The sequence below is a fragment of the Pseudomonas sp. AL10 genome (assembly GCF_029960685.1).
Taxonomy (GTDB): Bacteria; Pseudomonadota; Gammaproteobacteria; order Pseudomonadales; family Pseudomonadaceae; genus Aquipseudomonas; species Aquipseudomonas lactis.
Map to the genome: position 1 here is coordinate 1 of NZ_JASBQZ010000044.1, position 14,329 is coordinate 14,329.

Genomic DNA, 14,329 nt, shown 5'->3' on the forward strand with positions numbered 1-14,329 from the left:
CAAGCTCCCTCGCCACAGGTTTAGCGTCGTACCGAAGTTGTGTAGATACCTATGCCGCGATAGCGTTGGCTCAGTCGATACCGCTATCGCAGGCAAGCCAGCTCCCACATTGACCGAGTCGGTGTCTTAAAGTGCGAACGGCAGGTGGACCGTGACCTGCTGACGCTGCGCCAAGCGGTGCTCGAACTCAGCCGGGTCATGAATCAACACATCCTGCCCGGCAAATGACTCGGCCGCGATCAGCCGCGACAGCCAGAACCGCACGCACGCCACGCGCAGCATGGTCGGCCATAGCTCGGCTTCCTTCGCGGTAAACGCTCGTAGCCCTGCGTAAGCGCCCAGCAGCGCCCGGGCACGGTGGCCGTCAATCACGCCCTCGGCATCCGAGCACCAGTCATTCAAGGCGATGGCCACGTCGTAGAGCATCGGCCCCGAACAGGCGTTGTAGAAGTCGATCAGGCCCGTCAGGTGCGTGCCTTCAAACATCGCGTTATCGCGAAACAGATCGGCGTGCACATTCGCCCGTGGTAGGCCGAGGATGTCGGCCTTGTGGGCGTCGATCTCGGCCAGCGCATCGCGCAACAGGCGTTGCTGGGCCTCGTTAAGGTGCGAAATAAGCTGCGCGCCCTCGCTGAGCATCCACTCCAGGCCGCGGTCGGTCTTGCGTTCAAGTACCTTTTCGCCTTGGGTGGCCAGGTGCAGGTGGCCGAGCAGTTCGCCAACCTGGGCGCAATGCTGCGCATTGGCCTCCTTGATGTGCTTGCCCGCCAGACGTGGTTGCAGCAAGGCCGGTTTGCCCTTGAGTTCGCGCAAAGCGATGCCGTCGGTGGTGCGCAGGGCGTACGGCACGGGCAGGTCGGCGTCGTGGAGCACGTCGAGCAGTTCGATGAAGAACGGCATTTCTGCCACCGGGCCACGCTCAACCAGGGTCAGGACGAACTCGCCCTGCTCCAGGCTGATAAAGAAATTGGTGTTTTCGCTGCCGGCGGCAATCCCCTGGAAATCAAGCAGGCGGCCGAGCCCATAAGGGGCGAGAAAGGTTTCCAGCTCGGGCCGAGCCAGGGGGGTGAACACAGACATGGTTAAAACTGCCGTTACGGGCGCTGCGGTGGGCAGCGCCGGTTAAAATTAAGAAATCATTTCCATTCGAAGATCTTCCATGACGGGATCAGCATATCCGGCTGGTCAGAGCGGATGAAGTTCGCGTCGGTGCCGTCCGCACGTACCAGAAAGTACGGCGGTGCGCCCTTCGGGGTGACTTTGATTGCGTACAGGAAGCCGTTTTGGCGGTATTCCTGGATGGTTTTGTCGCCTTCCGTGCGAATGGTAACTTCCGGGTCTGCCGAAGGGGCATCGTCTGCCGCCATGGCAGCCATCGGAGCGAGTGCAATCAAACCGGTCAACAGCAGGCGATTGAATGTACGCATGATAACCTTGTCCCTTTGTTTTCATTGGTCCGGCTATTCTAGCGCCTGACCCGCCGAAAAGGTTGATCCTGCTCATGAGCCAAGCGCCCCTCGTCCTGGTGGACGGTTCTTCTTATCTGTATCGCGCCTTCCACGCGCTGCCACCGCTGACCACCTCCAAAGGCCTGCCCACCGGTGCGGTCAAGGGCGTGTTGAACATGCTCAAAAGCCTGCGCAAGCAGTACCCGGACAGCCCATTTGCGGTGGTTTTCGACGCCAAGGGTGGGACGTTTCGCGATGAGATGTACGCCGAATACAAAGCCAACCGCCCGAGCATGCCCGATGACATGCGCCTGCAGATCGAGCCGCTGCATCAAAGCGTGATCGCTCTTGGCTTCCCGTTGCTGTGCGTCGAGGGTGTGGAGGCCGATGACGTGATCGGCACCCTGGCCCGCAGCAGCGCGGCCGCCAGCCGCCCGGTGGTGATCTCGACCGGTGACAAAGACATGGCGCAGCTGGTGGACGGGCACATTACCTTGGTCAACACCATGACCGGTAGCTCCATGGACATTGAGGGCGTTAAGGAGAAATTCGGCGTCGCTCCGGAGCAGATCATCGACTATCTGGCGTTGATGGGAGATTCGTCCGACAACATTCCCGGCGTTCCGGGCATTGGCCCCAAGACCGCCTCCGGCTTGCTGGTGGGGGTCAATGGCGGCCTCAAAGAGCTTTATGAGCAGTTGGATATTGTGCCGACCCTGCCTATCCGTGGGGCCAAGACCCTGCCGGCCAAGCTGGAAGAGCATAAGGAGATGGCATTCCTGTCTTATCAGTTGGCGACGATCAAGATCGATGTGCCGCTGGATATCGGGTTGGATGATTTGCACCTGATCGAACCGGATCGCGAAAAGCTGCTGGAGCTGTACACGCTGCTTGAGTTCAAAAGCTGGTACGACGAGATCCAGCGCGATGCCAAGCGTGTCGAGCTCAAATCGGCGAGCGAAGTTGCGCCTGCCGCCGAAATGCCGGTCGAGGCTGTTATATCGGTACCGGTAGAGGCCGTTTACACCACCATTCTGGACCAGGCCACCTTCGACGTGTGGCTGAAAAAACTCCACGATGCGCCGTTGTTTGCTTTCGACACCGAAACTACCGGCATCGACGCCCAGCAGGCGCAATTGGTCGGGGTCTCGTTTGCTGTGCAGCCTCATGAAGCCGCCTACATCCCGCTGACCCATTCCTATATCGGCGCGCCGGATCAATTGGATCGCGACACCGTGCTGCTGGCCCTGAAACCGCTGCTGGAAGACCCGACCAAACTCAAGGTGGGCCAGCACGCCAAGTTCGATATGAACATCCTGGCCAACTGCGCCATTGGTGGCGACCCTGCCCAGGGCATTACCGTGCGCGGCATCGCCTTCGACACCATGCTCGAATCCTACGTGCTCAACTCCACCGCGACGCGGCACGATATGGACAGCCTGGCGAAGAAGTACCTGGACCACGACACGGTCAGCTTCCAGGACATCGCCGGCAAAGGCGCCAAGCAACTCACGTTCGACCAGATCGCCCTTGAGCAAGCCGGCCCTTACGCGGCCGAAGATGCTGATGTGACCTTGCGCCTGCATCAGTACCTTTACGCGCAACTGGCAGCGATCCCGAGCCTGGCCAGTGTGCTGACGGACATCGAGATCCCGCTGGTGCCGGTGCTGGCCCGCATCGAGCGCCAGGGCGCACTGGTAGACAAGGACCTGCTCGGCATCCAGAGCATCGAGCTGGGTAACAAGATGGTTGAGCTGGAGCGCCAGGCCTACGAGATCGCCGGTGAAGAATTCAACCTGGGTTCGCCCAAGCAGCTTGGGGCGATTCTCTACGAAAAGCTTGGCATGCCGGTGCTGAAAAAAACCGGCAAGGGCCAGGCCTCCACGGCTGAAGAAGTGCTGGCCAAACTGGCCGAAGATGATTTCCCGCTGCCCAAGGTACTCATGCAGTACCGCAGCATGAGCAAGCTCAAAAGTACCTATACCGACCGCCTGCCGGAACAGATCAACCCCCGTACCGGGCGTATTCATACGTCTTACCATCAGGCCGTCGCGGCGACCGGGCGCTTGTCCTCCAGCGATCCGAACTTGCAGAACATCCCGGTGCGCACCGCCGAGGGGCGGCGCATTCGCCAGGCGTTTGTCGCGCCCAAGGGCTACAAGCTGCTGGCGGCGGACTATTCGCAGATCGAGCTGCGGATCATGGCGCATTTGTCCAAGGACGAGGGCTTGATGAACGCCTTCCGCAATGACCTGGACGTACACACGGCCACGGCGGCCGAAGTGTTCAAGGTCGAGTTGAATGAGGTCACGTCCAACCAGCGCCGCAGCGCCAAGGCGATTAACTTCGGCCTGATTTACGGTATGGGCGCCCAGAAGCTGGGTAAGGACATCGGCGTCGATACCAAGACCGCCAAGGCTTACATCGATGTTTACTTCGCCCGCTATCCAGGGGTGCGCGAATACATGGAGCGCACCCGCGCCCAGGCGGCGGATCAGGGCTATGTCGAAACCTTCTTCGGGCGACGCCTGTACTTGCCGGACATCAACTCCAACAAGCCCCAGGAGCGCGCGGCGGCCGAACGCACAGCGATCAACGCGCCGATGCAAGGCACGGCGGCGGACATCATCAAAAAAGCCATGGTGCAGGTGGATAACTGGCTGACTGAGTCGGGCCTGGATGCCAAGGTCATCCTTCAGGTGCACGACGAATTGGTGCTGGAGGTGCGCGAAGACTTGGTCGCGCAGGTCAGCGAGAAGATTCGCGAGCATATGAGCGCGGCGGCGCAGTTGGACGTGCCTTTGGTGGTGGACGTAGGCGTAGGCGATAACTGGGACGAGGCGCACTGATTCTGCGGCTTCGCCATCACATTGCGCGGTGGCGAGGCGGTTTAGAGCGCAAACCGCGGTCAGTTATTTCCAATAGTTTTTTGAGCCTGTCGGAACTTAACCTGTGAACTGCCACTCAGAGTTACTGAATGGGTGGTGAAGCCCTTCAATGCTCCTATGTTGTGTTAAGTGTTGGCAGATAATTCCGGACCCCGCCCTAGCGGTCCGGAACTTGAACCCCGAACTTCCCCTCCCCAAAAGAAGTCCGGGGTTTTTTTTGCCCGCAGAAAAGTTATTCGGCGATTTCTGTGCCCTTGTCCGCCAATTCCATCCAGCCGGCCAGTACGGTGTAAGCCTCTTCCAGACCCATGCGCTTGGGGGCGGAGAACAGCTGAATGGTGATGGTGTCGCCCCAACCCTTACGGATTTCGGACTGCACTTTGAGCAGGGTGTTCTTGGCTGCACCGTAGGTGAGCTTGTCGGCCTTGGTCAGCAAAATGTGCATCGGCATGCCGCTGGCGACAGCCCAGTCGAGCATCAGCAAGTCGAAGTCGGTCATTGGATGACGTATATCCATCATCAGAATCAAACCCTTCAAACTCTCGCGACCGCCCAGGTAAGCCTCGAGGTGACGCTGCCAGTGCAGCTTCAGCGGGATAGGTACTTTTGCATAACCGTAGCCCGGCAGGTCGACCAGACGCCGATCATCGTCTAGCTTGAAGAAATTGAGTAGTTGCGTGCGGCCCGGGGTTTTCGAGGTGCGCGCCAGGCTGGCGTGGGTCAGGGTGTTCAGTGCGCTGGATTTACCGGCGTTGGAACGGCCGGCAAAGGCGACTTCAAAGCCCTCGTCATCGGGGCATTGGTCCACTTTGGCGGCGCTGAGCATGAAGGTGGACTGTTGGCACAGGCCGAGGATGGGGTTCTTGAGTTGCATGAGATTTCCGATGTGGGCGGTGCCGAGAAAGGGTGCGGCAAGCGGTGTCGTTTCCGTTTCAGTAGCGCCAGTATATAATGCCGCAGATTTTGTGTGTGCTTTGTCCCAGCGAAGGATGAAGTTCACGGGAGCGAAAGACCTTTATTGCGCATTAGAACGCAAAACGCTCTCAAACCCTGAAAAGGTCGATGTATGGACCGACGGTTGCTCGCTTCTGCTGCCCTGATTCCGCTTTACGGCGCTCAGGCTACACAGGATCAACCGAGTTTGCATGGTCAGGCTGACGCAGCACGTGACCCAGGGTTTCAAGGCAATGCCGCCGCGTGGTTTGTGCATGGACTGCAGTACTGAGGATTACCAGGCCGTCACTGATGTGATGGTGAGTAAACCCGGTAGATAACTCTTAAACCCTTAGCCGTAGTTGGATTAGCTGATGAACAAACTGATCGTGAGTCTGCTGTTGACCTTGGGCATCACAGGCGCTGCCGTCGCTGCAGAGGGCCCCGTCAAAGGTGATGCCACTGCCGGTCAAGCGAAGGCCGCCGTGTGTGGTGCCTGCCACGGGCCGGATGGTAACAGCCCGGCGCCGAACTTCCCCAAACTGGCCGGCCAGGGTGAACGTTACCTGAGCAAGCAGATGCACGACATCAAGAGCGGCAAGCGCACGGTGCTGGAAATGACCGGCATGCTAACCAATCTCAACGATCAGGACCTGGCGGACCTCGCGGCGTATTTTGCCAGCCAGAAGGGTAGCGTGGGAGCTGCCGATCCTAAATTGGTCGCCCGCGGAGAGCAGTTGTTCCGTGGCGGTAACCTGGAAAAAGGCTTGCCTGCCTGCACCGGTTGCCACTCGCCCAATGGCGCAGGCAACGCTGCTGCCAGCTTCCCGCGCCTGAGCGGCCAGCACGCCACCTACATCGCCAAGCAGTTGACCGACTTTCGCAAGGAAGAAGCCGGCCGGGCCAACGATGGCGACGCGATGACCATGCGCACCATCGCTCGCAAGCTGAGCGACGAAGACATCGCAGCCCTCTCCAGTTATATCCAGGGCCTGCACTGACGGGGCTGGGCGTTAACGCTCGATTAATCCCGCGATGCAAGCATAAAAAGGGTGGCTTAGGCCGCCCTTTTTTGTGGCCGCTGCCGTTACACTAACGAACTCATGTCCGCGTAGACCTGTCACAACAAAGGTCGCGTGAGGCGACTTTATTTGTCCAGGAGTAAAGCATGCGTAATCTGATCCTCAGCGCCGCTCTCGTCACTGCCAGCCTCTTCGGCATGACCGCACAAGCTGCCGATGTGCCGCTTGAAGCCGGTAAAACCTATGTTGAGCTGGCTAACCCGGTTCCCGTTGCAGTGCCGGGCAAGATCGAAGTGGTGGAGCTGTTCTGGTACGGCTGCCCGCATTGCTACGCCTTCGAGCCGACTATCAACCCATGGGCTGAAAAGCTGCCCAAGGACGTTAACTTCCGTCGCATTCCCGCCATGTTCGGTGGCCCATGGGACGCCCACGGCCAGCTGTTCCTGACCCTGGAAGCCATGGGTGTTGAGCACAAGGTCCACAACGCTGTCTTCGAAGCGATCCAGAAACAAGGCAAGCGCCTGACCAAGCCGGACGAAATGGCTGACTTCGTTGCCACTCAGGGTGTCGACAAGGACAAGTTCCTGGCGACCTTCAACTCCTTCGCTATCCAGGGCCAGATCAAACAGGCCAAGGAACTCGCGCAGAAGTACGGCGTGCAAGGCGTTCCAACCCTGATCGTCAACGGCAAATACCGTTTCGACCTGGGCAGCACCGGTGGTCCTGAAGCGACCCTGAACGTTGCTGACCAGCTGATTGCCAAAGAACGCGCTGCCAAGTAAGGGGCTCGCCATGCGCCGCTGGGGTACCGAGCGTGTCGTTGGCCTGCATGAGCCGCAGGTCAACGAGCATCACCTGGAGTCCACGGGCCTGCCGGCAGACAGCCGCTTGCGCCTGCTCAGTTTCAACATCCAGGTGGGCAACAGTACCGAAAAGTATCGGCACTACCTCACGCGTGGCTGGCAGCACCTGCTGCCCCACAAGGGGCGTACCGGTAACCTGCAGAAAATCGGCGACCTGCTCAGCGACTTCGACTTGGTCGCCCTGCAGGAAGCCGACGGCGGCAGCCTGCGCTCCGGCTATATCAACCAGGTGGAACACCTGGCTCAGTTGGGTGCTTTTCCGTACTGGTATCAGCAACTCAACCGTAATCTAGGGCGCCTGGCACAGCACAGCAACGGCGTGCTCAGCCGTCTCAAACCCACTGCCATTGAAGATCACCCCTTGCCAGGCCCCAAAGGGCGCGGGGCGATCCTTGTGCGTTTTGGCGAAGGCCCGGAAGCCCTGGTGGTGGTGATGATGCACCTGGCCCTCGGGGGGCGTACGCGCAACCTGCAACTGGCCTACGTGCGTGAATTGATTGGCAACTACAAGCACCAGGTGCTCATGGGTGACATGAACACCCATGCCAACGACCTGCTGCAGAATTCTCCGCTGCGCGACCTGGGGTTACTGGCGCCGCAAGTCGAAGCCACGTTTCCCAGCTGGCGCCCGCAGCGCTGTCTTGACCATATCCTGCTCAGCCCAAGCCTCACACTGGAAAGTGTGCAGGTGCTGGCGCAGCCCATTTCCGATCACCTGCCGGTCGCGGTAGAGATTCGTCTGCCGGGCTCGCTCACGGCTGATGCATTACCCGCGTTGAGCCCAGGCCCTCGCGGACCCCTTGCATGAGCGACGACGCCCAGCGCTGGAAAGAGAAATACCTCCAAAGCATCGAGCAACAAGACAAACTCGAACGCCGCTGGGCCGCCCGCCTCGATTTGCTGCGCCGCGGGCTGGTGCGCAGCACGCTGGCCGCTGAAGGGACTGACCGCGCCGTCGATCAATGCATGAAGGAAATGCGCGATGTTGTGCGCACGGACGACATGGACGCTGCTCTCGCCGCTTTACTGCCGCGCCTGGAAAAGGCCGTGCTGGATTCGGAGCAACGCCGCGAAACCCGCGTCGACCAGATCAGCACTGCGCTCACCGCCTTGGTCACCCAGTTGCAAAAGCTGCCGCTGCCCCGCGAGGTGGCTCGTCCGCTGAAAACCTTCGCCAAGCAACTCGATGGTCGCGTGGCACAAGCGCGGGAGATACCGCTGCTGCTCAGTGAGCTGAGCAGCCTACAGGGGCAGGCGCTGAATAATCTGGAGCCGGATGGCGAAACCACACGCCCAGGGCCGGGACTGTTGCAACGTCTGTTTGGCAGTAAAGAGGCCGCCAGTGAAGCGCCTCCTGTTGATGCCGAGCCACTGCCAGCAGCGCAATCGGCACCGCCAACGCCCGCAGCGCCCAAACCCACACCCAAACCGGAAGAACCTGGGCAATCGGAAGAATTGACCCAAGCCTTGCGTGCCTTTGCGCCGTTGCCACCCTTGAAGCCTGTGCCTGTTGCAGTGGCCGAAGTGCAAGAGGTCGCCAGCGAAACGCCGGTATTCGACGCTCCAGAGCTGCCGTCGATTGCGGCGCCTGCGCAACTACCTGAACCCGACGTGCAGGCGCCGCCAGTTGCGGAGCCTGCTCACGAAAGCGCACTCGCCGCCTTTATCGAACCGCCGCCGGTTCCAGTCGAAACGCCGGATGAGACCCGCATCGGCAGCCTGTCGCTACCACCCGTGCAGGAAAGCCCCGAGCCCGACGAGCTGCAACCGGACGGCACCTACGCCCTGCCCGATTCGCCTGAACCGTCCTACAGCTCGGTGGCCAAACACATTGAAGGCACTTTACTCGGCCTGCTGGAAGATCTTTCCCTGCCCGAACGTCACCAACCCCAGGCCGAGGCAATGCGTGAGCGTCTCGCCCACGGCTTGAACTGGTACGAACTGCTGCCGATCCTCGATGACCTGGCGGTGCTGATGCTGGCGATCACCGACAGTGGCCAGCATGAGTTCGAGGCTTATCTCAAGCAGCTCAACGAGCGTCTCGAGGCATTCCAGGGCCATCTGCAAGTCGCCAGCGAGGGCCACGCCGACAGCAGCCTGGCCGCACGGGAGCTGGACACGCAGATTCGTGAGCAGGTCGACGGCCTGCAAAGCAGCGTGCAGGATGCCGCCGACTTGGACAGCCTCAAGCAAGTGCTCGAAAGCCATCTTGAAGGCTTGCTTGGCACCATGGATGAACACCAGCAACAGCGTGACCTGCGCGAACAGGAAGTGGCCGCACGCCTCAAAGGCCTGGCTGAACGCGTGGCCCATATGGAGCAGGAAGCCCAGGGCTACCGCGAGCACCTGGAGGTGCAGCGCCAGAAGGCCTTGATCGATCCGCTCACCGGCTTGCCCAACCGTGCGGCGTGGAGCGAACGCCTCGATTACGAAGTCAACGCCTGGCATCAGCGCGGTAACAGCCTGTCTCTGGCCATGCTCGACCTGGACCACTTCAAGCGCATCAACGACGGTTACGGTCACTTGGCTGGGGACAAAGTCTTGAAGATCATCGCCAATGTGCTGAGCAAGCGCCTGCGGCCGACGGACTTCATCGCGCGTTTTGGGGGTGAAGAGTTTGTGCTGCTCATGCCCGACTCGACCTTGGCGGATGCCTTGGCCGTAGGTGAAGTATTGCGTGAGGCCATTGCCGCGTGCCCGTTCCACTTCAAGGGTGAGCCGGTAACGATCACGGTGTCCATGGGCGTGGCGCAGTTTCAACCCGGCGAGCGCAGTGACCTGGCGCTCAAGCGTGCCGATGAAGCGCTCTACAGGGCAAAGGCCGCGGGGCGTAATCAGGTGCAGGCGGCATAAAAGATGTTCCATTTTGTAATTTGACCGCCTGGCCGTGAGTCGTACGTTACACTGTTGCATTATCGTCTTTCAGTGTACTGCCTCTCGCCATGAAATCCTTGTATATCGCTTTAGCGTTTCTTCTGCTCGCCGGCTGCGCCAATGGCCCGCGCCTGAACACCAGCCATCCTTCGGTCAACCACGATAATCGCGTGCAGTTCGTTGTGGTGCATTACACCTCGACCAACCTTGAACGTTCCCTGGCGCTGTTGACCCATGGCCAGGTCAGCAGCCATTACCTGATCGGCGACGATGCCTCCGGCACCATCTACAAGCTGGTGGATGAAAGCCAGCGCGCCTGGCACGCGGGGGAAAGCGAGTGGATGGGGCGCACCTGGCTCAATTCCAGCTCCATCGGTATCGAGATCGTCAACCCAGGGTTCAGCGATACGCCGACGGGGCGTGTGTGGTACCCGTATTCCGAAGCGCAGGTGCAGTCGCTGATCGTGCTGCTCAAGGACATCAGCAAGCGTAACGGCATCGACCCGAAGAACATCATCGGGCACAGCGATATCGCCCCGCTGCGCAAGCTGGACCCAGGCCCGTTGTTCCCCTGGAAGCGCTTGGCGGCAGAAGGTCTGGCCGTGTGGCCGGATGCCCAGGCAGTGGCTCGGTTTCAGGTGCAGTACGCCGCGCAGTTGCCGAGCATTACCTGGTTTCAGGAAGAACTGGCGCGCCTGGGCTACCAGACGCCGCAGACCGGTGAGCTGGACGTGGCCACGCGGCATGTCATCGCTGCGTTCCAGATGCGCTTTCGCCCGTCATTGTTTGATGGCACCCCGGATGCTGAAAGCGCCGCGATCCTGCGGGCCTTGAATCACCGCTGATGGTGTAAAAATAATAATGTAGGAGCGAGCTTGCTCGCGAAGAACGCATAGACGACGCGGGCTGCCTGACAGCACAGCGTTATCGTTGACGTTTTTCGCGAGCAAGCTCGCTCCTACAGGGGTAATGCCATATAGAACTGCGTACCCTGCCCCGGCCGCGAGTACACACCCATGCGGCCGCCGTGCAATTGCACGATTTCCTTGCACAGTGCCAAACCCAGGCCCGCACCGCCTTTCTTGCGGCCCACCTGCACAAAGGGCTCGAAGATCCGCCCTTGCTGGCCGTAGGCGATACCTTCGCCGTTATCCTCGACGCTGATAATCACCCGCTCGCCATGGCGTCGTGCCTGCAGGCGGATCTGCCCGCCTTCGGCGGTGTGCCTCAGGGCATTGCCCAGCAGGTTGTCGAGTACCCGCTCCAGTTGCACCTGGTCGGCATATAGCCGTGGCAACTCAGGTTGGGCTTCCACCAGCAACTCAATGTGCTGGGCGTTCGCAGGCTCAGCAAATCGAGCCCGTGCGTGCTCCAGCAAGTCGGTGACATCGCACGTGCCCAAGGTGAGTTTTTGCAGGCCGTTCTGGTAGCGCGAGAAGTTGAGCAGGTCGTTGATCAACTGCATCAGGCGCTGCATCTCTTCATTGACCGTATCCAGCAGGTCCGCCTCACGGGAGTCCGGTGGGAACTTGGCCCGCTCACGGAATAGACCGAAGGCCATGTGCATGCCGGTGACCGGCGTGCGCAGCTCATGGGACGCGCGCAACACGAACTCGCTGCGCACTCGCTCGAAGGCGCGCTGTTCAGTCACGTCATGCAGCACCATCACGGCCCCCAGAATATGCCCCTGGGTATGGCTGACCGGGGTCAGGCTGTAGGTCAGCAGGCGCAATTCACCCTCGACTTCCACTTCGAGATCATCCGGGGCCCGCTCCAGGTTGCCGCCGCGCAGCACCAGTTGCAGCTGTTCATCCATTTCTGCGCGACCCATGGCTTCGCCAAGACCTTGGCCGAGCCGCTCCTCATCCCAGCCCAATTGGCGCTGCGCCACAGGGTTGAGGTGCTCCAGGCAGCCTTGGCGATCAATCATCAACAGGCCGTCATCGATACTGTCGAGCACCGCTTGCAGGCGCTGTTGGCCGGCCAGCAGCTCATCGATGTTTGTGGCCTGATGTTGGCGCAACGCTTCGGCCATGATGCCGAAACGGCGGGTCAGCAGGTTCATTTCCGCTGCGGAGGAGATCGGCAGGGTGACTTCGAAATCGCCCTGCCCGATCTTGTCGGCGGCCTTGGCCAGCGCCTCGATGGGGCCACCGAAGCGCCGGGCGATGCCATGGGCCGTGACGAAACCGATGATCAGCACCGCGAGCCCTACCAGCCCGAGCAGGCCGGCAATCAACAACGCGCGCTCGCGGGATTTATGCTCGCTGGTACTGATATTTTCCAGCGCCCGCTTGTGATCGGCGATCAGGCCGTTGCGCAATATGTTGAAGGTTTCAGTCAGCTTTTCTTTGCTGCCTGCGGGCGGTGATGCCTGTTGGGATTGGTCAAACGCTTCCAGTAGCTTCTGGTAATCGGAGCGTGCCTGGCTGAAGCCATGGTTTGTGCCGTCGACCTGCTCATGGGCGATGCCCTGGTCCAACAGGTCGAAATAATGTTGCTTGGAGGCTTGCAGGGCGTCCGGGTCGGGGCGCTTCTCCAGCATCATGATCAACTGGTCGCCCAGGCTCTGACGCAACTTGAGCCCCAGGTCCAGGGTGATGAAGTTACTGCGGATCAGCGATTCCTGAGTCTTGGCCATTTGCATGACACTGACCAAGCCCAGGATCAACCCCAGCAATGCCACGGTGATCAGCGCTGAGATGCTCAGGAATAACCGGGTGCGCAGTTTCATCGCGAGCTTCATAAGGTCCTGTTCAAAGGTTGTACTGCTTGCGTTTGCGGTACAGCGTCGACGCATCGATGCCGAGTGTGCGGGCCGCTTGGTCCAGTGTGTCGCTGGTCGCAAGTACGGCGCCGATATGGGCTTTCTCCAGCTCATCCAGGCTCAAAGCCGCGCCGATACGGGGTGCATTGTTGGCCGGTTGCTCGGCCATCCCCAGGTGGCTGATCTCCACCTTCTCCTGGGGGCAGATGATGCTGGCGCGTTCCACCACGTTACGTAGTTCGCGGATATTGCCGGGCCAGCGATAGTTGAGTAGCGCTTCGCGGGCATTATCACTGAAGCCGCGCGCCGGGCGTGCGTATTCCTTGACGAAGCGGGCAAGGAAGCGGTCAGCCAGGGTCAGGATGTCTTCACTGCGTTCGCGCAGCGGCGGCAAGTGCAAGGTGATGACATTCAAGCGGTAGAGCAAGTCTTCACGGAAGCGGCCATCGCGCACCATGTCTTCCAGGTTCAGGTTGGTGGCTGCGAGGATGCGCACATCGGCGCGGCGGGTGACCGGGTCGCCCACACGCTCATACTCTTTGTCTTGGATAAACCGCAGCAACTTGGGTTGCAACGTGAGGGGGAAATCGCCGATCTCGTCGAGAAACAGCGTACCGCCGTCCGCCTGGTTCACTCGGCCCAGGGTGCTTTCACTGGCGCCGGTGAATGCGCCGCGGCTATGGCCGAACAGTTCGCTTTCCATCAGTTCGGCGGTCAGTGACGGGCAGTTGATGGTCACGCAGGACTTCTTCGAGCGCTTGCTCCAGCCGTGTATCGCCCGGGCCAACTCACCTTTACCGGTGCCGGATTCGCCGAGAATCAAGATATTGGCGTCCGTCCCGGCCACCTGCCGCGCGGTTTCCAGCACCACCATCATTGCCGGGCTATGGGAGTCCAGGCCGTCTTTGGGCTGGCGCACCTCGCCTTCCAGCGCTTCCAGCCGCGCCGAGAGCTGACGCACCTCCAGTTGCTTGGCGGTGGCCAGGCGCAGTTGGTCTGGGCTGCAAGGTTTGACCAGGTAGTCGGCGGCGCCAGCCTGGATGGCGTCCACGGCGGTATCCACGGCCGAATGGGCGGTCACAATCACCACGCGCATCCACGGTGCCTGCACCCGCATCTGGGCCAGCACGTCCAGGCCATTGTCCTCGCCCAGGCGCAGGTCGAGGAAGCACAGGTCGAACACCTGACGCTGCATCAGGGCATCGGCCTGAGCGGCACTGTTCGCGGTGGCGACGGTATAGCCTTCATCTTCCAGGCAATAGCGGAAGGTGCGCAGGATCGCAGATTCGTCATCCACTAAAAGAATGCGGCCTTGAAGTTCCTTGGCTGATTCCATCTGTCCCGCACTCCTTAACTATAAATGTGATGGTGTTTAGTCCCGGAATAATCGGGCAAGTTGCATGGTTTATTCTGATTCATAAAAGGCTTCTTCGTGCAGCTATCTGCGCGCCTTCCTACAGACGTCGTCTGAGCGCATTTTCCCTTCCGTTCGCCCTTCGATCCTTCGATGTGTGCGCTGGGTGGCTGGTTCCGA

General features: G+C 60.4%; 11 protein-coding genes and 1 pseudogene. 7 read left to right on the plus strand and 5 right to left on the minus strand.

Annotated elements, in window-relative coordinates:
- Nucleotides 1-126: 126 nt before the first annotated feature.
- Both QK296_RS25105 and QK296_RS25110 read right to left on the minus strand, forming a co-directional pair.
- Nucleotides 127-1,080 (minus strand): homoserine kinase, encoded by a 954-nt coding sequence (locus tag QK296_RS25105; protein ID WP_003187365.1) that lies wholly within the window; start codon nt 1,078-1,080, stop codon nt 127-129.
- Between the two features lie 56 nt (nt 1,081-1,136).
- On the minus strand, nt 1,137-1,427 hold the full coding sequence (locus QK296_RS25110; RefSeq protein ID WP_003187366.1) for a DUF2782 domain-containing protein: 291 nt from the start codon (nt 1,425-1,427) through the stop codon (nt 1,137-1,139).
- A gap of 74 nt (nt 1,428-1,501) precedes the next feature.
- Between QK296_RS25110 and polA the strand changes: the two genes are divergently transcribed.
- The gene (polA, locus tag QK296_RS25115; protein WP_282391681.1) at nt 1,502-4,297 is read left to right on the plus strand and encodes a DNA polymerase I; all 2,796 of its coding nucleotides are present in this window, start codon (nt 1,502-1,504) and stop codon (nt 4,295-4,297) included.
- Between the two features lie 271 nt (nt 4,298-4,568).
- Here the strand turns inward: polA and yihA are convergent, their stop codons facing one another.
- Complete coding sequence (gene yihA / locus QK296_RS25120) at nt 4,569-5,210, minus strand: ribosome biogenesis GTP-binding protein YihA/YsxC (RefSeq protein WP_073526417.1); 642 nt, start codon at nt 5,208-5,210, stop codon at nt 4,569-4,571.
- Nucleotides 5,211-5,402: 192 nt separating this feature from the next.
- Between yihA and QK296_RS25125 the strand changes: the two are divergent.
- The 6 genes and pseudogenes from QK296_RS25125 to QK296_RS25150 all read left to right on the plus strand — a co-directional run bounded on the left by QK296_RS25125 (nt 5,403) and on the right by QK296_RS25150 (nt 10,873).
- A pseudogene (locus QK296_RS25125) lies at nt 5,403-5,610 on the plus strand (cytochrome).
- A gap of 33 nt (nt 5,611-5,643) precedes the next feature.
- Nucleotides 5,644-6,270: a c-type cytochrome gene (locus tag QK296_RS25130; protein WP_003187372.1), complete on the plus strand. Its 627-nt coding sequence runs from the start codon at nt 5,644-5,646 to the stop codon at nt 6,268-6,270.
- 167 nt (nt 6,271-6,437) lie between these two features.
- Nucleotides 6,438-7,073 carry a thiol:disulfide interchange protein DsbA gene (gene dsbA / locus QK296_RS25135; RefSeq protein ID WP_003187375.1) on the plus strand — a complete coding sequence of 212 codons (636 nt, stop codon included), beginning with the start codon at nt 6,438-6,440 and terminating at the stop codon, nt 7,071-7,073.
- A 10-nt stretch (nt 7,074-7,083) separates the two neighbouring features.
- The gene (locus QK296_RS25140; RefSeq protein WP_003187377.1) at nt 7,084-7,962 is read left to right on the plus strand and encodes an endonuclease/exonuclease/phosphatase family protein; all 879 of its coding nucleotides are present in this window, start codon (nt 7,084-7,086) and stop codon (nt 7,960-7,962) included.
- Complete coding sequence (locus QK296_RS25145) at nt 7,959-10,007, plus strand: diguanylate cyclase (protein WP_003187379.1); 2,049 nt, start codon at nt 7,959-7,961, stop codon at nt 10,005-10,007. Before QK296_RS25140 ends, QK296_RS25145 begins: the two co-directional genes overlap by 4 nt.
- A gap of 89 nt (nt 10,008-10,096) precedes the next feature.
- Nucleotides 10,097-10,873, plus strand: coding sequence for an N-acetylmuramoyl-L-alanine amidase (locus QK296_RS25150; RefSeq protein ID WP_003187380.1), 777 nt, complete (start codon nt 10,097-10,099; stop codon nt 10,871-10,873).
- 113 nt (nt 10,874-10,986) lie between these two features.
- Here QK296_RS25150 and QK296_RS25155 read toward each other — a convergent pair whose 3' ends face one another.
- Together QK296_RS25155 and algB are read right to left on the minus strand one after the other, a co-directional pair.
- Nucleotides 10,987-12,774: a KinB sensor domain-containing domain gene (locus tag QK296_RS25155; protein ID WP_003187382.1), complete on the minus strand. Its 1,788-nt coding sequence runs from the start codon at nt 12,772-12,774 to the stop codon at nt 10,987-10,989.
- Between the two features lie 10 nt (nt 12,775-12,784).
- Entirely contained in the window at nt 12,785-14,131 is a 1,347-nt protein-coding gene (algB, locus tag QK296_RS25160) for a sigma-54-dependent response regulator transcription factor AlgB (RefSeq protein ID WP_003187383.1), read from the minus strand.
- Between the last annotated feature and the right edge of the window lie 198 nt (nt 14,132-14,329).